Annotated in this window: 17 protein-coding genes and 2 pseudogenes; 12 read left to right on the top strand and 7 right to left on the bottom strand. The window is 65.3% G+C overall.

Annotated elements, in window-relative coordinates; translation table 11 throughout:
• Positions 1-276: 276 nt before the first annotated feature.
• Positions 277-774 (bottom strand): peroxynitrite isomerase, encoded by a 498-nt coding sequence (locus LKE06_RS29890; RefSeq protein WP_228002790.1) that lies wholly within the window; start codon positions 772-774, stop codon positions 277-279.
• Positions 775-960: 186 nt separating this feature from the next.
• On the opposite strand from LKE06_RS29890, the gene LKE06_RS29885 reads away from it, so the two are divergent.
• Entirely contained in the window at positions 961-2,259 is a 1,299-nt protein-coding gene (locus LKE06_RS29885; RefSeq protein WP_228002788.1) for a TIGR03118 family protein, read from the top strand.
• 82 nt (positions 2,260-2,341) lie between these two features.
• On the opposite strand, the gene LKE06_RS29880 is transcribed toward LKE06_RS29885, so the two are convergent.
• Positions 2,342-2,698 (bottom strand): winged helix-turn-helix transcriptional regulator, encoded by a 357-nt coding sequence (locus tag LKE06_RS29880; protein ID WP_228002786.1) that lies wholly within the window; start codon positions 2,696-2,698, stop codon positions 2,342-2,344.
• Positions 2,699-2,759: 61 nt separating this feature from the next.
• Between LKE06_RS29880 and LKE06_RS29875 the strand changes: the two genes are divergently transcribed.
• Positions 2,760-3,521 (top strand): SDR family oxidoreductase, encoded by a 762-nt coding sequence (locus LKE06_RS29875; RefSeq protein ID WP_228002784.1) that lies wholly within the window; start codon positions 2,760-2,762, stop codon positions 3,519-3,521.
• A gap of 57 nt (positions 3,522-3,578) precedes the next feature.
• Here LKE06_RS29875 and LKE06_RS29870 read toward each other — a convergent pair whose 3' ends face one another.
• Positions 3,579-4,079, bottom strand: coding sequence for a hypothetical protein (locus tag LKE06_RS29870; protein ID WP_228002783.1), 501 nt, complete (start codon positions 4,077-4,079; stop codon positions 3,579-3,581).
• A gap of 112 nt (positions 4,080-4,191) precedes the next feature.
• On the opposite strand from LKE06_RS29870, the gene LKE06_RS29865 reads away from it, so the two are divergent.
• Positions 4,192-4,335 (top strand): hypothetical protein, encoded by a 144-nt coding sequence (locus LKE06_RS29865; RefSeq protein ID WP_372477447.1) that lies wholly within the window; start codon positions 4,192-4,194, stop codon positions 4,333-4,335.
• 3 nt (positions 4,336-4,338) lie between these two features.
• Here the strand turns inward: LKE06_RS29865 and LKE06_RS29860 are convergent, their stop codons facing one another.
• Entirely contained in the window at positions 4,339-5,199 is an 861-nt protein-coding gene (locus tag LKE06_RS29860; protein WP_228002782.1) for a helix-turn-helix domain-containing protein, read from the bottom strand.
• A gap of 153 nt (positions 5,200-5,352) precedes the next feature.
• Here LKE06_RS29860 and LKE06_RS29855 point away from each other — a divergent pair.
• Positions 5,353-5,630: pseudogene (locus LKE06_RS29855) on the top strand (zinc-binding dehydrogenase); the annotation flags it as partial.
• Positions 5,631-5,993: 363 nt separating this feature from the next.
• The gene (locus tag LKE06_RS29850) at positions 5,994-6,353 is read left to right on the top strand and encodes a DUF4254 domain-containing protein (RefSeq protein ID WP_228003264.1); all 360 of its coding nucleotides are present in this window, start codon (positions 5,994-5,996) and stop codon (positions 6,351-6,353) included.
• 23 nt (positions 6,354-6,376) lie between these two features.
• Here LKE06_RS29850 and LKE06_RS29845 read toward each other — a convergent pair.
• Positions 6,377-6,645 (bottom strand): annotated as a pseudogene (locus LKE06_RS29845) (ABC transporter permease); the annotation flags it as partial.
• A 123-nt stretch (positions 6,646-6,768) separates the two neighbouring features.
• Positions 6,769-10,095: a serine/threonine-protein kinase gene (locus tag LKE06_RS29840; RefSeq protein ID WP_228002780.1), complete on the bottom strand. Its 3,327-nt coding sequence runs from the start codon at positions 10,093-10,095 to the stop codon at positions 6,769-6,771.
• Positions 10,096-10,637: 542 nt separating this feature from the next.
• Here LKE06_RS29840 and LKE06_RS29835 point away from each other — a divergent pair.
• The 5 genes from LKE06_RS29835 (at position 10,638) to LKE06_RS29815 (ending at position 15,068) form a co-directional block, all read left to right on the top strand.
• Positions 10,638-11,351 carry a GntR family transcriptional regulator gene (locus LKE06_RS29835; RefSeq protein ID WP_228002778.1) on the top strand — a complete coding sequence of 238 codons (714 nt, stop codon included), beginning with the start codon at positions 10,638-10,640 and terminating at the stop codon, positions 11,349-11,351.
• A gap of 180 nt (positions 11,352-11,531) precedes the next feature.
• A complete protein-coding gene (gene map / locus LKE06_RS29830; protein WP_228002776.1) occupies positions 11,532-12,395 on the top strand; it encodes a type I methionyl aminopeptidase in 864 nt (287 codons plus the stop codon).
• A gap of 106 nt (positions 12,396-12,501) precedes the next feature.
• Entirely contained in the window at positions 12,502-14,049 is a 1,548-nt protein-coding gene (locus LKE06_RS29825) for a cobyric acid synthase (RefSeq protein WP_228002775.1), read from the top strand.
• Positions 14,050-14,139: 90 nt separating this feature from the next.
• Positions 14,140-14,421, top strand: a complete 282-nt coding sequence (locus tag LKE06_RS29820) for a hypothetical protein (RefSeq protein ID WP_228002772.1) — start codon at positions 14,140-14,142, stop codon at positions 14,419-14,421.
• A gap of 83 nt (positions 14,422-14,504) precedes the next feature.
• The gene (locus tag LKE06_RS29815; RefSeq protein ID WP_228002770.1) at positions 14,505-15,068 is read left to right on the top strand and encodes an alpha/beta hydrolase; all 564 of its coding nucleotides are present in this window, start codon (positions 14,505-14,507) and stop codon (positions 15,066-15,068) included.
• On the opposite strand, the gene LKE06_RS29810 is transcribed toward LKE06_RS29815, so the two are convergent.
• Complete coding sequence (locus LKE06_RS29810; RefSeq protein WP_228002769.1) at positions 15,048-16,106, bottom strand: alpha/beta hydrolase; 1,059 nt, start codon at positions 16,104-16,106, stop codon at positions 15,048-15,050. The two genes, LKE06_RS29815 and LKE06_RS29810, sit on opposite strands and share 21 nt — an antisense overlap.
• Positions 16,107-16,366: 260 nt before the next feature.
• On the opposite strand from LKE06_RS29810, the gene mqo reads away from it, so the two are divergent.
• Together mqo and LKE06_RS29800 are read left to right on the top strand one after the other, a co-directional pair.
• On the top strand, positions 16,367-17,890 hold the full coding sequence (mqo, locus tag LKE06_RS29805) for a malate dehydrogenase (quinone) (protein WP_228002766.1): 1,524 nt from the start codon (positions 16,367-16,369) through the stop codon (positions 17,888-17,890).
• Between the two features lie 9 nt (positions 17,891-17,899).
• A complete protein-coding gene (locus LKE06_RS29800) occupies positions 17,900-18,349 on the top strand; it encodes a GNAT family N-acetyltransferase (RefSeq protein ID WP_228002764.1) in 450 nt (149 codons plus the stop codon).
• The last annotated feature ends 68 nt before the right edge of the window (positions 18,350-18,417 follow it).

Below are 18,417 nucleotides of genomic sequence, written 5' to 3'. Positions count from 1 at the left end.
GCAGCGCCGCCCAGAATCAGACCTGCGGTTGCGAGGATGGTGGTTGACCTTTTCATTGTTCGGCTCCCTCGGGTCAGGGTATCGACGTGAAAGGGTTTCGAGCTCTCCCCAGCAGGGTGGTCCACGAAGTAAACGCGTGCGATAAGCGTCGAAGTGGCCGGTCACATATCGTGACACACGCTATGTCGCGGATCACATTTTTCCTCGAATTTTATCGGACCTGTGATCAGCTATCTCGCGCTGCGGTGTGCTAGCGCCGACGGAAATCGGGCCGGTTCAGGCTCGGTGCAAGGTGGCGGCGAGGTGGTGTTGCAGCGGCTCGCCGACTGCGGCCATGCGCAGGGTGTAGTCAATGGTGTCGCCCGAGAGCCGGATCGAACGGCCAAGGGCGGTCACCAGTTTCGCGGTACTGCTGCGTCCGATGGTGGTCGAGTCGAGCTCGATGTGGACCCGGCCGTCGGTGATCGCAAGTGAGCCTTCGCAGATCTCGGTGATGCCGGTGGGGTGGGCGAGGATCAGCTCCACCCGGTCCGGTCGCGGGCACCGCAGATAGCCGGTTTCGGCGTGCATCGCCCTGCTGCCGTCGGCGGCGCGGGTGCGTTGCCGGTAGGTGAGGAACGGTCGACCGAGATGGCCGAAGTGGATCTCCTCGACATAGTCGAACGGGTCGATGGTCGGGTACTCGCCGTGCCCGGTGCCGCGCCAGGTGCCCAGCAGTGGTGCCAGGAGTGCGATATCGGGATGGGGGGCGACGGACGGTTGGGGTTCGACCACGGCGGACAGCTTAAACCTGCCGTTTGCGGGGTGTTCCGATACTCCCGATATTCCGTCACGTTAAGGTTAGCGTCGCCTAATTGCCAAGAGGGTTGGTATGCGGCTGAAAGGACAAAGAAGTTGAACGGACGCTGGAGTGAGTCGCACCGAACCGGTGCGTGGCGGTCGCGGACCCGACACGGTCTGATGCGCGTATCAGTGCTGGGTGCCGCACTGATCGTCGCGGCCGCCTGCTCGGATTCGGAATCGTCGAACGACGTGCCCGCCCTCGATGGCAATCACTATGAACAGACCAACCTCGCCGCCAACAACGCCGAGTACAAGGCCCAATTCACCGATCCCGACCTGGTGAACGCGTGGGGCCTGGCCAATCGCCCGAAGGGTGCGGGCGGACACTTCTGGGTCGGCGCGGGCGGCAAGTCGTTCCAATTCGTCGGCGATGTCACGGCCTCACCGGATCCCGTGGTGCAGAAGCTGTTCCAGGATCCGCTGAAGATCGTCACCATTCCCGGAGCCGATGCCGACACCTCGGACAAGAGTCAGGGCAAGACCACCGGTGTCGTTTTCAACGGCGCGCCGATCACCTCGGACGTCTTTGTCGTGCGTGACCAGCCGGTCGATGTGGACGGCGCACCGCAGCTGCTCACCGGTTCCGCACGCTTCATCTTCGCCACCGACTCCGGCAAGATCGTGGGCTGGACCGAACAGGGCTTCGAGGGGCAGATCGTCCGGCACGACGGCCCTGCCAACTTGATGTTCGACGGACAACCGCAGGGCATGCAGTTCTTGGGCATCGCACTCGCGCCGTCGGGCGACAAGCTGCTCGCCGCCGACTTCGGCGCCGACCCGCAGATTCGCACGTTCGACCAGAACTGGCAGCCGATCCCGACCGCGGGCTTCCTCAACCCGTTCGCCACCGGCGATCCGATCGACTCGGCCGCCGCCGACAAGGGCAGAAAGGTCAAGCCAGGTGATGCGGCGCCGTTCAATGTCAGCACTATCGGCAAGCGGGTGTTCGTTTCATACGCGGTGACCAAACCCGATGAGGACGACGCGACCAAGATCGATGCGGGCGAAGAGGATTCGCTCGACAAGGATCAGGACAAGGCCGCCGACGGCAAGCCTGCCAAGGGGAAGGTCGCGGAGTTCGACGAGACCGGCAAGCTTATTCGCATCCTCGATGACGGCAACCGCCTCAACGCGCCGTGGGCGGTCACCGTCGCACCGGATAACTTCGGTCCGCTCAGTGGCAAGCTGCTCGTCGGCAACTTCGGCGGCCTCGGCCAAGTCCTTGCCTATGACGACACCACCGGAAAGTTCGTCGACTATCTGCGCGATGCCGACGGCAAGCCGGTCGAGATCGAAGGGCTGTGGGCCCTGATGTTCGGCAATGGCGAAAGCCTCGGCGACAGCGACTCGCTGTATTTCACGGCGGGTCCGGACGATGAGAAGGACGGCCTGTTCGGCAAGCTGCGGCTGAAATAGCTTCGCGAATGCGGGAAGGCGGCTCCCTGGTTGGTTTGGGAGCCGCCTTCGTCGTGTGCGGGTGCGGATCGGCGGTGTGGCGTTACTCGGCGTCGTGCTCCGGCGTTGTCACGGTTTCGGACCACCGTCTAGACCACTCCCACACCGACTGCATGGCCGCGCCGAGTTCGGTTCCCGCGGCTGTCAGCTCGTAGGTCTTATCGGGGTTCTTCGTGATCAGCCCGGCGATCTGCAGGTGCTGCAGGCGGGTCGAGAGCATGCTCGACGAGCAGTTGCCCATTCGGCGGCGCAGTTCCAGGAAGCCCAGACAGCCGGGCTCCAGCTCCCACAAGACACGCAGCATCCAGCGCTGGCCGATGAGTTCCATGGTCGCCAGCATCGGCTCGTGCGCCGGATCGGCCCGGCCGCGTGACGGCTTTGCTCCACTTGCGCTTCTCATTTCGAACCACGATAGTAGTTCTAAATCAGAAGCATGGCCGCGGGTAGTCGAGAGGAAAATGGTGGGCGAAACAGGAAACTCGGGCGAGCAGCGGATTGTCCTGATCACCGGGGCCTCGCGTGGCATCGGTGCCGAAACCGCCCGACTCGCGGCCGCCCGCGGCGATCATGTGATCATCAACTATCGCGAAAAGCGCGCCCGCGCCGAGCGTTTGGCCGCCGATATCATCGCTGCGGGCGGCAGTGCCTCGACGGCGGGCGCCGATATTACCGACCTCGAGTCCGTGCGCGCGCTCATCGAGGGGGTCGTCGAACGCTTCGGCCGCTTGGATGTGCTGGTGCTCAATGCCTCCGGTGGACTGGAACGGCAGGCGAGCCCCGACTACGCCATGGCCATCAACCGCGACGCCCAACTCGGGCTGGTGCGAACGGCGTTGCCACACATGCATTCCGGCGCACGCATCGTTTTCGTCACCAGCCACCAGGCCCACTTCCACGGTCGCAAACCGGTGCCGGCCGACTACGAGCCCATCGCGGCCAGTAAACGCGCAGGTGAAGACGGATTACGTGCGATGATCCCCGAACTCACCGCCAACGGCGTCGGCCTGAATGTCGTATCCGGCGACATGATCGACGGAACCATGATCGTGCGGCTGCTGGAACGCCGGAACCCCGACGCGGTCTCGGCGCGTCGCGACCATGGTCCGCTGCCCACCATCGAAGACTTCGCCGCCGCGGTGGTCGCGGCGACCACTGCCGAAGCCGCCCCCGGCCACACCACATATATCGGCGGCACCGACTACATGCTCGCGAACAGGACATAGCCGAGCGGGCTCGGCGAGGAGTGCCGCGGGGAATGTCAGGTTCGGCGGCAGGTGGGATCAGCGGCGGCGGCCGAAGAGGCGGAACGATCGGTCGCGGCGGCGGGGGAGAGTCGCGTAGACCATGGTCATATCGGCGAAGACTTCCGCTTCTTGTTCGCGTTCGGCGCCGAAGTCGTTGCGGCCGAGGATATGCCGGATCGACGACGGCGAGATCGAGGGCAGCAGCGTGGCCAGGGTGGGGCCGGGCGCGCGGTCGAGGTCGGTGTCCTCGCTGTCGTGTCCAAGCAGCATGTGGCCCACTTCGTGCAGGATGATGTGCTCGGCATTGCGCTCAGTGACGCCGGAGTCGTAAATGATGATGTCGTCATGTTTGCGCGCGACCCACAGTCCGCTGCCCCGGCAGCCGGCCTCCGCGAGTGCGGGCGCGGGAACCTGGTGCAGCGAGATCGACCTGCCGCGGTGCGCGGCAACGCCCGCCAAATAGGCAGACAAGTTCCACGGGCTGGGCAGTGGCACGGTCCGGGCAGCATCCCGGAAACGAGCTTCCATGCTGGTCATCGAGGCACACACTACCCACCCGCACGTCCGGCGTCACCTCCGCGATTCCGGCATATCCACCATGATCGGTCCGGTGCCAGGCAATTCGGTGGCTCGTTGATAGCTGAGTCACATGCGGGCCGCCGCGGCCCCGGGATTGTCGCTGGGCGGCCCGGTGCGCGAGCCGCTGCGGGCGAGCATGGCCTGGTCGATCGGCGCGATCCTGGCTTTCGCGATTCCGGCTACTGTCGGCTACCGGCGTGCCAGCCGGGGATAGGTGTCAATGCATGCTTTCGGCGGCCTTGTTGATCAGGTTCATCGAATCGCGTGGGCTCATTGCCATGGCGCGCAGCTGGTCGAAAATGACGCCGAAGCGCCGGATTTCGATGTGTCCCTCGATCAGCTCGTCACCGGCGATGCCCTCCACGTAGACCAGTTCCGGGTCGGCCGGATTGGGGAAGTCGAGCAGGGTGAAGGATCCGGCCATGCCGGGATGGGCCCCTGCCTCGAACGGCAGGATCTGCAGGATAACGTTCTTCTTCTCGGTTTCCTCCAGCAGGCGCGTCAGCTGCCCGTACATGATCTCGGGCCCGCCGACCATCCGGCGAATCGCGGCCTCGTCCAACACGACCCATAGTTCGAGTGGGTCGGTTTTGGTCAACACCGCGGCGCGATCGAGCCGCGCCCGCGCCCGGCGTTCCAACGCCGATGCTTCGAGTTTCGGCATCGACGTGTCGATGACCGCGATTGCGTATTGTTCGGTCTGCAAAAGCCCTGGGATGAACGAAGTTTGGTAGTGCCGGGCCGAGAGTGCCTCGGACTCGAAGTTGATGTACGCGGCGTACACGTCGGTCAGGCTGGCCTCGTATGGCCGCGACATTCCTGGCTTGAGCGCGTCCGACAGCAATTCCAGGGCGTCCGCGCGTTGCTGGTCGGTTACGCCGTACAGGTCGAGCATCGCCCCCAGGGTGCGGCGTTGGGGTCTGGCCTGCGCGGTCTCGATCCGGTACAGCGTGGTGATATTGATTCCGGTCTTGCCACTGACCTCCTCCTTGGTCAGTCCGGCGTGTTCGCGCATGTCGGACAGCAGCACCGAGAGTCGGCGCAATCCCGCGGTGAGGACCGTCCGCTTGCCTGCCATGACAACAACCCTTTCGCCGGTGCCTCAGAGAGAACGCGCTGCCACGTTGCCTACCCCTACCGTGGTCATTGCGTCAGAGACTACCTCTCGAGCAGGCTGTGGTCTGGGTGCTCGCAACCGTGCTACGGATTCCGGCCAAGCGCGCGGCACGCCATCCAGTGTTTGCGCCATCTTTGCCCGCCCGCGTCATCGTGCTCGATGTCAACGATGAGAAGCTCGAGTTCGCGAAATCCGTTGGCGCACATGAAGCAGTGCTCTCCGACGCGTCGGCGGCCGAGAACGTGCGAAAGATGGCCGGTGCGGCGGGCGCGATCCGGGTGCTCGACTTCGTCGGTTTTCAGCCGACCGTTGCCCCCCATGGCGGTAGTCCCGATGCCTATCGCAGGCTCGCGGCCGGTACCCTGTGCGGACGGGCGGTAATTGTGTCATGAGCTGGTCTTATATGAATATCTCGACGTCTGTGCTTCGTACTCGGACACGGGCGTCGTCACGCTGGAGCGGGCCTCGAAGTCGCTGCCGAGGCGCGGTCGCGGACGTCTGTAGATCGCCGGAACGCTCGGCTACAGCATTGAGAACGCACTATTGCGTTCTTGCGGATGTAAGAGCATGATCCTGCTAGAACAACCGATCCGATGACCGGGATAACCGAATCGAGAGCCAATTATGTTGGTACAAGGCGTGTTGGTGACGGGTGCAATTCGGGTGTGGCGATGAGCGCGCCGACGGTAGGGGTGCTGCCGACCGCTCCGCAGATATTGTGTGCTTTCCAGGGGCGTCGCTTTCAAGACCGTGAACTGTTGCGATCCGCGCACGCGCTCGCCGAGCTGCATGCCCGGCGTGGACAGGTGGTCGACGCGCACCTGGTGTTTGAAATCGATTGCCGTCGTGGCGAACTCGTCGAAGACATCAATGATTGGATCGCGCAGGAGATTCCGCAGCACCGCAACGGTGCCTCACTGCATACCGAGAGTCTCGGCGCGGTGGTTGACCGGATGGCCCGCAGCTGGGTGGAGGCGAATCAGGCCATCGATGTGGATGGCGCACGCAGCGACAGCACCCACAAGTATTGGTACCACCTGGCCGAATTGGTCGACGGCTACACCGATCTCGTCACCGACGTGGCCGGTGGTCGCCGCCGTTTACCGGAACAGTGAACCGAGCGAACCGCCACCTCGGTTCACCTCGGTGCGGCGTGGCCTTTCAGGCTGCCGAGGACAACCGGGGCGACAAGCGTTACCGATAACAACAGGTAGGTGCTCGCCGCCGCGTTGAAGACCTCACTGCGGTCGGTGAGGCCGAAGGTAGTGGCGGGCAAGGTTTTCCATGTTGCGGGGCACACCATGACGGTGGCGCCGGGTTCGCCTATGGATAGCGCGATAGCCAGTCCCAGGGCGGCACCGAGAGCGTCAGTAGCAGCGGCAACGTCACTCGTCGCAGCATTCGGATGAGTTCTGAATGGATCATCGAGATGTGCTGAGACGCAATGGAATTTGCCGATTCGTTGTGACCGATGCGCTCTGAGTGGTTCGGATGCCGTGCGCCGTCGTGACGGCGCACGGCATCTGGTTTTCAGTAGGTCGATGGGCCGAGCGTGCCCGCCGCCGCGTCGAGGGGGAGGCGGGTCAGGCCGAGTTGTGTGCATCGCTGTGTCAAGGGGGTAAGCGTCCGGTCCGCCTCGTCCGGGCGGTCGGCCAGCCGGAACGCGACGCCGAGGAGCAATCGCGCCCGCAGCGCGGCCAATGGCCTTCGAGCGGCGTCGATTTCCGAGACGAGGGTGTGCGCCCGTTCGACCGCCTCGTCGCGACGGTCGGGGTCGGCGAGCAACAGCCGTATGGCGGAGTCCTCGTCGAGTTCATCTATCAGTGTCACGATCCCGTCGTCGTGCCGTACTACCCGCCGCCGCAGGATCTCCTCGACTCGCCGCTCGCCGAGCTCGAACCCGAGCCGGATCCGCTCGTTGCGCACGCGCGCGGCCAGGCGCGGGAGGTCCAGGTGTCCGGCGTGGGTCATGCCCTCGTCCAACAGTTCTCGTGCCGCGTCGCGGTCGCCGTGCAGCGCGTTGACCCGCGCGCCCGTCGCGTAGGTGCCGATCATGAAGTCGACGCCGCCTCCCCCCTCGGCGGCCAATTCCCGGCTCTCCATGAGCAGCTCCGAAGCGGAGTCGAGATCGCCTGTCTCGTAACATAATTCACCGAGCACGGCGGACGTGAGGCGGGCGGCGTGCGAGGTGGCCCCCATGGTGTCGCGTGCGGTGTTGAGCGCATCGCGCAGCAACTCCGCTGCGGCCGGTATGTCGAGTTGTTCTCGCGCCGCGATTCCTGCGAAGCAGCGCCCGTAGACGGTGAGGAACGGGCCGGTCACCTCGTGATACGGGGCGGCCCACTGTTGCCATCGGCGGGCGGCGGCGAAATCGAAGCGGTGGATCGCGGCGTAGGCGGCGATATTGGCCGCCACCCCCGGCACCCGTGGAGAGAACGCGTTCGGGCGCGCGAGAGCGTCCCTGGTCAGCCGCGCGATGTCGGATACTCGGTCGGCGAACATCTCACCGACGCTGGTCAGGACGTCTGCCTCGGTTCGCAGGTCCACGCGTTCGGGTTCCGCGGGCGCAGCCTCAGCGAGTGCGGCCTCGAACCGGGTGAGGGCGGCCGCGGTGGGTCCCGGGCGGCGCAGGACGAGGTTCGCCCAGGCGGCGAGCAGCTGGACCCTGGGTCGAGCGCGGGTGGCACGTGCGGGCAGCTTGGCGAGGATGCCGAGCACCAACACCATCTCCGATCGCTCCAACAGATATCCACCGTCCCGTTCGACCAGGTCGGCGGCCAGATCCGGATCGTCGGCAGCGAGCGCGTGCTCAACCGCGTCATTGAGCAGATGGTGGCGCGCGAACCAGGACGACGCACGCAGATGCAGCTCGGCGATCTCCCCGGGATGATCCTGGGTCAGTCGTCGTCGCAGATATCCGGCGAACAACTGGTGGTAGCGAAACCATTTCCGATCCGGAGCGACTCGTTGCACGAACAGCCCATGCTCCTCCAGGTCCTCGAGTAGCTTGCTCGCGTGCTCCTTACCGGTGAGCACGGATGCCAGATCGCCGCAGACGCGCTCGCAGATCGAGGTGGCCATAAGGAATTCGAGGGTGCTCGGATCCAATATGTCGAGCACATTCTCGGCCAGGAACTCACCGATGTCGGGGTGCCCGGACAAACTGTCGAGCAGCCGCGCGGGATCCTCGCCCGCGCGCAGCGACAGCACCGCCAACTGGAGCGCGGCGATCCAGCCGTCGGTGGCGCGCGTGAGCGCGTCCACATCGGCGCGTGTCAACCGCAATTCCCCCGCCTCCTCCAGGAAGGCGCGCACCTCGTCGGCGTCGAAACGCAATGACGCCGCGTCGATTTCGACGAGTTCGCCTTGGATTCGCAATCGGCTCAGCGGCAGCTCGGACCTGGCGGAGTTCGTTATGACGATCGGCAGATGGTGGCAGCCGTGCTCGAGAAGGAAGCCAACCGCGGCCACCGTCGCGGCGGCGGTGACCCGCTGCCAGTCATCGAGCACGACGGTGACCTGGTCGCGGCGAGCGTGCAGGCCGTCGACGAGCGCGGTGAGCACTGGGCGTGTGGGGTCGTCGGGATTGGCCTCGAGGACCCGGTCGAGCTCGTCGGCGAGAGGTGGGTAGCCCGAGCGGATCGCTTCTACGAGGTGCGCGAGGAACCAGGCGGCGTTGTTGTCGTCCTCGTCGACGGTCAGCCACGCGACTGCCGTCCCCGTGTGTAGGAGTTCGTCGCGCCACTGCGCGGCCAGTGTCGTCTTGCCGAATCCGCTCGGCGCGTGGATCGAGGTCAGTCGGGAGTGCTCGGCCGACCGTAGTTGGTCGAGCAGCCGCTTTCGTACGATGAGTGTGCGTGCTGGGGTCGGCGGGCGGTACTTGGTCGCGGGAGTCGGTGGGGCGGTGGGGCTTTCGTGCAGTGGTTTCGTGGGCGAGGCGGGCACGGCCGGGGACCGGTGCGTGGCAGGCACCACCAGGTTGTCGACCGGCACGTCGGTATGTCCCTGCGCTCTGCGTAGTTCCGCACCGAGGGCGGCCGCGCTGTCGGGCCGGTCGGCAGGCTCGGTGGCCATAGCATGCTCGATGACAGCGCAGACCTCTTCCGGTACATCACGTTCGGCGAGATCGGGGACGGGCTGGGTGGATACTCGGAGAAACTGCGCCAGCACCTGCTCACCCTCGCGGCGTTCGTAGGCCACGTGACCGGTGAGCGCGCAGAACAACGTCGCCCCGAGGCTGTACACATCCGAGACGACCGTCGACGGCGCACCGCGCAGCACCTCCGGAGCGACGAATGCCGGTGAGCCGGTGATGATTCCGCTTGTCGTCCGGAATCCGGTCTGAGTCCGCGCGATGCCGAAGTCGGTCAGTTCCGGCTCGTCGTATTCGGTCAGCAAGATGTTGGCCGGCTTCACGTCACGATGGAGGATGCCCGCTCGATGCGCGGTTTCCAGCGCACCCGCCATTTTGACCCCGAGTCGCAGGGTCTGGGCCCAGTCGAGCGGGCCGGTGGTGCGAATGCGCTGCTCGAGCGAGCCGCGCGCGTGGTAGGGCATGACGAGGTAGGAGTGTCCGCCGCGCGTGGTGCCCGCCTGGAAGACGGCCACGATGTTGGGGTGTCCCGATAATCGGCCCGTCGCCTGTTGCTCGCGAATGAAACGCTGTAGTCCATCGGGATCGAGTTCCCCGGTCAGCACCTTCACTGCGACGACCCGGTCCAGGTCGGGTTGTAGGCACCGGTACACCACGCCGAAGCCGCCGCGCCCTATCTCCTTGGCGTCGTCGAAGCCCTCGGCGCTCAACTCGGCAACGATTCCTGCGGTGTCGCTGCGCTGTGTCGGCAGGATATCGGCCATCTTCGGCCTCGATTCGGGATGAACTCACGGACGGTTCAGCGGTGGAATCGTCCTGATCGAGAATAACTCGATTTACCACGGCGACGGCGTTACGCGGGGGGCTCAGGTCCGATGCTGCTCGTCAACGGGAACGAGACGTCCGAGGCAAATCACTTCAGGTGTGACGCCGTCACCCCGCCGTGTCCTCCCGGCCCCCGTTCGTCCCGAAAGCTTGCAGGTCAACGGCGTGCCGGGCGTTGGCCAGCCCGGTGACGGTCGCGGTGCCGATGATGCCGCGCGTTCGAAGACGACGGCGGTGCCGACGGAGATAACGCCCTGCTCGAATCGGTTGGTGGCGGCCGAACCCAGTTCCATTGTCAATGGCATGCGCCAGGGTCACGTCCGGGGCCACGGCGCCGATCACTACCCGCCGTCGTGATGATCGGCGCCGCCTCCAATTCGACGCACAGGCCCCGACATTCGTTGTGGAATGCCGATAGTTCGGTTCGCGAAACATGAGGCATAATGTACGAATATGTCAAATGGAAGGGGGCCGACTCCGGATGGAATCGACTACGCAGGGACTACCGCGCGCCGCGAACTCCCGGCGGCAGCAGCTTTCCGAGGATGTCGCGAGCTACGTCCGGGAACTGATCATCTCGGGTCGGGTGCGGTCCGGAGAGTTTCTTCGGACCGAGCCCATCGCCGAGGCAGTCGGCGTCAGTAACACACCGGTGCGCGAGGGGCTATTGCTGCTCAGCGGTGAGGGTTTCGTCGAGCTCGTCCCGCGGCGAGGTTTCATGGTCTCGGCCTTCAGCAGACAGGACGTGCGCGATCTTTTCTGGGCGCAGTCGACCCTGGCCGGTGAATTGACGGCACGCGCGGCGAAAACCCTTTCACCCCATCAGCTGGCGCACCTGGCCGATATCATCGCCGAGCAGGAGCGAGCGGTCGCCGATGGTGCCGGTTCGGAGCGGGCCGTGGCCCTCGGCCACGAGTTCCATCGGACGATCAACCTCGCGTCGGATTCCCGCAGACTCGCAATGCTGTTGGGGGCGATCGTCAAGCAACTGCCCAATCGGTTCTATGGCGAAATCGAGGGCCGCGTCGACGAGACACGGCATTTTCACCCCGCGATCCTGGAGGCGCTGCAGAAGCGCCGTGCGAAGGCGGCCAGCAGTTTGATGCACGATCACATCATGTCGGGCGCCGATGGACTCATCGCAATGCTCGAGAAGCAGGGTATGTGGGCCGCCGAGGAGAAATCGAGCGCTTGATCTGCAACGTCATGACCCCACTCCTTCGGGCATGAAATATCGCATATTATGCTTTTTAGTGCCGGAAGGGTCGTTGTGAGCAGCGGTGTTCCGCCTTCGATCGGCGGTCCGGAGAGAGCGGCACGTCAGCCGGTAGGAGTCGCGGGATGGTCGGCCGAGGGTACGGATAGTCTGGTACGCATGTCAGTGCGTACCCGTCAGCCGCTTGTTCCCGGGATCCAGTCGCCGACTCGGGAAGTTCCACGCTCCATCGAACGACCGGAGTACGCGTGGAAGAAGACCGTCAATGAGGGCAGTGAACCCTGGGTACAGACGGCCGAGACGATCGACAAGATGCGGATCGCGAGCAAGATCGCGGCGCGCGCGCTCGAAGAAGCGGGCAAGGCGGTCGCACCTGGCGTCACAACCGACGAATTGGATCGGATCGCACACGAGTACATGTGTGATCACGGGGCATATCCGTCGACGTTGGGCTACAAGGGTTTTCCCAAATCGTGCTGCACGTCGCTCAATGAGGTGATTTGCCACGGGATTCCGGACTCGACCGTGATCGAGGACGGCGACATCGTGAACATCGACGTCACCGCCTACATCGACGGGGTGCACGGCGACACCAACAGGACCTTCCTCGCCGGTGATGTGGACGAGGAGGTCCGGCTGCTGGTCGAGCGGACCGAGGAGGCCACCGCGCGGGCCATCAAGGCGGTTCGGCCCGGTCGCGCGCTCAATGTGATCGGGCGCGTCATCGAGTCCTACGCCAATCGCTTCGGCTACGGCGTGGTGCGCGATTTCACCGGCCACGGTGTCGGTCCCACCTTCCACAGCGGCCTGGTCATCCTGCATTACGACCAGCCGACCGTCGAGACGATCATCGAACCCGGCATGACCTTCACCATCGAGCCGATGATCAATCTCGGCGGCATCGATTACGAGATCTGGGACGACAACTGGACCGTGGTTACCAAGGACCGCAAGTGGACCGCGCAATTCGAACACACGTTGGTTGTGACCGAAACCGGTGCGGAAGTCCTGACCCTGCCGTGAGTGCTGGACCACGCGGTTCGAAGCTCATGCTGCTGAGTGGTCACCGAAACGGGCGCATAGGTCCCTACCCTGCCGTGCGCGGTAGCCGCCCCGCGGGCGCGGCCTCATGAAGGGCGCTCTGCTCGTCGCGGGTACCACGTCGGACGCGGGGAAAAGCGTTGTGGTGGCCGGGCTTTGCCGGATGCTGGCGCGACGCGGGGTGCGGGTCGCGCCGTTCAAAGCGCAGAATATGTCCAATAACTCCGTTGTGACGCTGGACGGGGGCGAAATCGGTCGGGCCCAAGCCCTGCAAGCGACCGCGTGCGGACTGGAGCCGAGCGTGCGATTCAACCCGGTGCTACTCAAGCCGGGCAGTGATCGGCGCTCGCAGTTGGTGGTGCGCGGCCGCGCGGTCGGCACGGTCGGAGCGCGCGACTACTTCCAGCATCGGCGGGAGTTGCGGACGGTCGCCGCCGCCGAACTCACCGCGCTGCGTGCGGAATTCGATGTGGTGATCTGTGAGGGCGCGGGATCACCCGCCGAAATCAATTTGCGGGCAACCGATCTGGCGAATATGGGGCTCGCGCGCGCGGCGCGGCTACCGGTGCTCGTGGTCGGCGATATCGACCGCGGTGGTGTGCTCGCCCATCTGTTCGGTACCGTTGCCGTGCTAGAACCCGAAGACCAGCAACTGATTTCGGGGTTCGTCGTCAACAAGTTCCGCGGTGATGTCGAATTGTTGCGTCCAGGGCTGGACCGGCTCGCCGAACTCACCGGTCGCCCGACTCTTGGTGTCATCCCGTACGCCGAGGACCTGTGGATCGACGCGGAGGATTCGCTCGGCACCGTCGCGGACGCGCCGGTCGGTCGCCCGCGCCCGCCCGTCGGCACCGAATGGCTGACCGTTGCCGCGATCCGGCTGCCACGTATCTCCAATTCCACCGATATCGAGGCACTGGCCTGTGAGCCGGGTGTCTCGGTGCGCTGGGTGAGCGATCCGTCTCGGCTGGCGGGGGCGGACCTGGTAGTGGTGCCGGGCAGCAAGGCCACCGTCACCGATCTGGAGTGGTTGCGGCGCAACGGCATTGCCGACGCACTGCGCCGGCGAGCAGCTGCGGGCGAGCCGATCCTCGGCATCTGCGGTGGTTATCAGATGTTGGGTGAACGCATCGACGACCGGGTCGAATCCGCGGCGGGCGCGGTCGCTGGACTCGGGCTGCTCGATATGCGGATCGAATTCGCGGAGCAGAAGGTGCTCTCGCGGGCAACGGGGCGCAGCGTCGAAGGCGGTATCCCCGTACACGGCTACGAGATTCACCATGGCCGCGTCGTGTGCAGCGGTGATTCGCCCTGGCTCGAACTGGACGGTGCGCCCGAGGGGAGTGTTCGCGGCGCGGTGTGGGGCACCCACCTGCACGGCCTGCTGGAATCCGACGAATTCCGGCGGCACTGGTTACGGACGGTCGCCACACAGGCCGGTCGTACGGGTTTTGTAGTCGCGCAAGATGTTTCGGTCGCTGATGTTCGCTCGGCCCAGCTCGATCTGCTCGCCGATCTGATCGAAGAGTACCTCGACGTCGCCGCGATCGAGTGTCTGATCGCCGCCGGAGCACCCGTTGACCTGCCCGCTATTGCCTCCGATCTGATCTCCGGAGCTGCCGCGTCGAGGCAGTAGCCGCTCCTCGGCACCGGCCCACGGGAGTCGGCGAGATTCGCTGTGCCGAAACGAGTTGGGAGGCGGCTATGGCGGCCACGCGATACGAGGATGCTACGCAACTGGCACGCACGAGGGTCGCCCGCTACGCGGGTTCTCGATGTGCGCGAGCCCGGTGAATCGGAGACCGTGCTGAGCTGGGTGCATGTGGTGGTCGTCGTCGGCTCGGCGGCCGAGGATCTGCCCGCGCCGGCGCGGTACTACCTGGACGAGGGCGTCGTGCTCATTTCTCTGGGTGGATCGCCCCTTTGGACGCCGACGGCCGACCCGTGGAAGCGGCGTTCGTCGCCGCCGACGCCGCCGATGTCTTCGGTATCGCAAAAGCCCAGGTAGCGCTGTAGCAACGCCTGCCTTGTTGACGCGCGGGAAATCGGACACGCGGTCTCGTTCAACCGGGGCGTGTACCGTCTTCCGTCATGAAATCTCGGCGGATCACGGTCGGTGACCGGGCATGGACCGTGCGGGTCGACGGGCCCGAATCCCGGCACAGCGTGCTGCTGTTGCCCGACACGGGTGATCCGGTCGACGTGTACGACCAGGTATGCGCTCGATTGCACACTTCGGACCTGCGCACGATCGCGGTGGAATCGATAGCGGACCTCGACCCGGCGGGTGTGTACGCCATCCTCGACGAGCTCGGGGTGCCCTGGGTGAATGTCGCAGGCCGCGGGGCCGGGGCCGAACTGGGCTGGCAGCTGTGCGCGGGCGGTTTCGGCCGCTTCATCAGCCTCGTGGTCGCCGACCGCGGTCACCCCGCCACACCGGGTGCGGACGGCACGGTGGCCGACGCCGGTTGCCGACCGGTGGAGCTGTCGGCGACGCTGCTGGTCACCAAGAACCTGCCACGCGCGGTCGCGGAAGCCTCGGGCCGCTACGTCTACGGCGAATTCCGCATGGTGGAGATCGACGTCGACAATGTCGCGACCGAGGCCGACCACGAACTGGCCACCCAGATCGTGTTACGCACCAGCCTCTGGTGACGCGGACTTGCGCAGGTAGACGGCCAGCCAATCCAGCCAGCTGTCGAGTTCATCGAACGCCCGCGCCAGCGGTTGCGCCGACGACAGGAATACATCGTGGCGTGCGCCATCGATGGGGACGATATTGGTGCGCTCGCCGAGACAACCCGACCAGCGCTGGATCTGTTTGACGTCGAGCACCGCGTCCGCCACATCGACGGCGGGGCCGTATTCGCGGGCGAACCTGGTGATCTTGGACCGCAGAATCAGTGCGGGTACACCGACATCGAGGCCCTCATGCAGCCGGGCGTGGCCATTGCGGATCGCCCGCAACCAGCCGAAGCGGATCGGGAAGCCGCTCAGCGGTTTCCAATCGAGGTTGTAGTCCCACTCGCCGGCCACGCTGTGGTGCAAGCTGTCACCGTAAGAGCTGGACGCCGGGGCGGGCAGCTCGATCATCGACCGGAATCGGCCGAGCGCGTTGATCACCGGAGTCCCGACAGTGCGGTAGTAGGAGGGGCCCTGCAGGTCGAACCACGGGCTGTTGAGCACTAGGCCGTTGATGCCCGCCGCGACAGTGCCGGTGGCGCGATTGCGCCGGTCCAGCCATAGCGGCACGATCAGCCCGCCGGTGGAATGCGCGACCAGCAGCACTTCGCCGCCGGTCTCCTCTCGCACGATCCGCAGCGACTCGTTGAGCTCGTCGTCGTAGAGCGCGAGATCGGTCACGAAATGCGGGGTCTGCCCGGCCCGCAGCGACCGTCCGCACTTGCGCAGATCCAGGGCGTAGAAGCGGTGGCCACGATCGGCGAAGTGCTCGGCGAGGTGCTGCTGAAAGAAGTAGTCGGTGAAGCCGTGCACATAGAGCACCGCGGGCTCGGTAGCCGCGGCACCGGAATCCGCCGTGTGGCGAACGAGTGTGGCCACGGCATCGCCCTCACCGTCGGGATCAGGTCCCAGCGGCAGTGTTCGCTGCTCGTATCCCACGCCGAGAACGTCTGGTTGCCACTGCTCGCCGGCCGTGATATCCGACACGCCCCGCGGGGTTTCGTTCGTCACGACAACCAATCTAAGCGACGTCAGCGCCGGATCGGCCATCGAACCCCGAAGGAATCTATGTCACATTCGGCAGGTTCGCTGTCGGTGACGGGAGCGGTGAGGTGCACAATTGGACCTAGGTGAACGGCGGGTAACCTACATCCCGCCGAGTCACACCAGGCTCGAAAAAGTTCATAGCGCCCGTGCCCAGGCGGGCCACCCGTGCCGGTGGACCGTCGCAGAAGGACAAGGAAGTCGATCTACCCGTGCCGAACGCTGCCATGACTGAAAAGACCGATGTGGTACTCATCGGTGCCGGCATCATGAGTGCCACCCTGGGCGCGCTGCTTCGGCAGCTGCAGCCGGATTGGTCGGTCTCGCTCTTCGAGCGCCTCGACGCCGCCGCCGCGGAGAGCAGCGACCCGTGGAACAACGCGGGCACCGGTCACTCGGCGCTGTGCGAGCTGAACTACAGCCCGCAGAACCCTGACGGGTCCGTCGATGTCAGCAAGGCCATCGACATCAACGAGCGCTTCCAGGTGTCGCGCCAGTTCTGGTCCTACGGTGTGGAAAACGGCCTGCTCGGTGATCCGTCGGCCTTTATCAACCCCATCCCACACGTCAGCTTCGTGCACGGCGCGGACAACGTCGACTACCTGCGCAAGCGGTACGAGGCGCTGTCGCGGCACCCGTTGTTCGAAGGCATGGAGTACATCGATTCGCCCGACGAATTCGCCCGGCGACTGCCGCTGATGTCCAAGGGCCGCGACTTCTCCGAGCCGGTCGCGTTGAACTGGACCGACGCGGGCACCGATATCGACTTCGGTTCGCTCACCGCCGAACTGCTCGCCTACCTCGGCGCTTCCGGCGCGGATCTGGCCTTCGGTCACGAGGTCACCGACCTCACCAAGCAGTCCGACGGATCCTGGCTGGTCAAGGTGCGCAACCTGCGCACGCGCCGAACCCGCACGCTCATCAGCAAATTCGTCTTCGTCGGCGCCGGTGGCGGCGCGCTGCCGCTGCTGCAGAAGTCGGGGATCAAGGAGGCCAAGGGCTTCGGCGGGTTCCCGGTCAGCGGCCAGTTCTTCCGCTGCACCAACCCCGCGCTCATTCAGCGGCACGAGGCCAAGGTGTACGGAAAGGCCGCCGTCGGCGCGCCGCCGATGTCGGTGCCGCACTTGGACACTCGCGTCATCAAGGGTCGGCCCGGACTGCTGTTCGGCCCGTACGCCGGATGGACACCGAAGTTTCTCAAGGACGGCTCGAACGTAGACCTTTTCAAATCGGTGAAGCCCAACAACATCTTCTCGCTGCTCGGCGTCGGCGCGACCGAGTTCGGGCTGACCAAGTACCTGATCACCGAGCTGTTGAAGTCCGAGGCGGGCAAGGTGGACACCATGAAGGAGTTCGTCCCCCGCGCCGAAGGCCGCGACTGGGAGCTGATCACCGCGGGCCAGCGTGTCCAGGTGATCCGGCGCAAGGGCGCGGGCGGTGTACTCGAATTCGGTACCGCCGTGATCACCGCTGGGGACGGCACCATCGCGGGTTTGCTCGGCGCGTCGCCCGGCGCGTCCACCGGCGTCAGCGCCATGATCGATGTCCTGCGACGCTGCTTCCCGAGCGAGTACGAAAACTGGACGCCGAAGCTGAAGGAAATGGTCCCCTCGCTGGGCGTCAAGCTCTCCGAGAACCAGGCCCTCTACCGCGAGGTGTCGGACTGGTCGTCGAAGACGCTGCACCTGACCCGCGTGTCGGACAACACCGCGAACCGCGACGCGGTCGCGCCGACCGCGAAGGTGTGGTAACAAAACGCGATGATGTCAACGGTTGCACTCAAACGGTCATGGGCGCAGGATCTCGACACCGCCACCCTTTATCAGCTGTTGAAATTGCGCGTGGAAGTCTTTGTGGTCGAACAGAAGTGCGCGTATCCGGAGTTGGACGGGCTCGACCTGCTGCCGGAGACCCGGCACTTCTGGCTCGATGACGAGGGTGAGGCGATCTGCACCCTGCGCCTGCTGGAGGAGCACGACGATGGCGTGAAGTCCTTCCGGATCGGACGCCTGTGCACCGCGGTTCCGGCGCGCGGCCACGGGTACACCACCAGGTTGTTGCAGGCTGCGCTCGCCGAGGTCGGTTCGGCCACCGTGCGCTTGAACGCACAGACCTATCTGATGGACATGTACGCCAAGCACGGTTTCAAACCGGACGGCGACGAGTTCGACGACGACGGCATCATGCACCTCCCGATGCGTCGGGGATAGAACTCGTTCGCAACCGGCGCCCGCCTCGAGATTTTGCGGCGGGCACCGGTTTTCGGGGTCTGGGTGGG

Origin of the sequence: Nocardia australiensis, assembly GCF_020733705.1 — a bacterium.
Taxonomy (GTDB): Bacteria; Actinomycetota; Actinomycetes; order Mycobacteriales; family Mycobacteriaceae; genus Nocardia; species Nocardia australiensis.
This window is presented reverse-complemented; position numbering and strand designations above follow the sequence as displayed.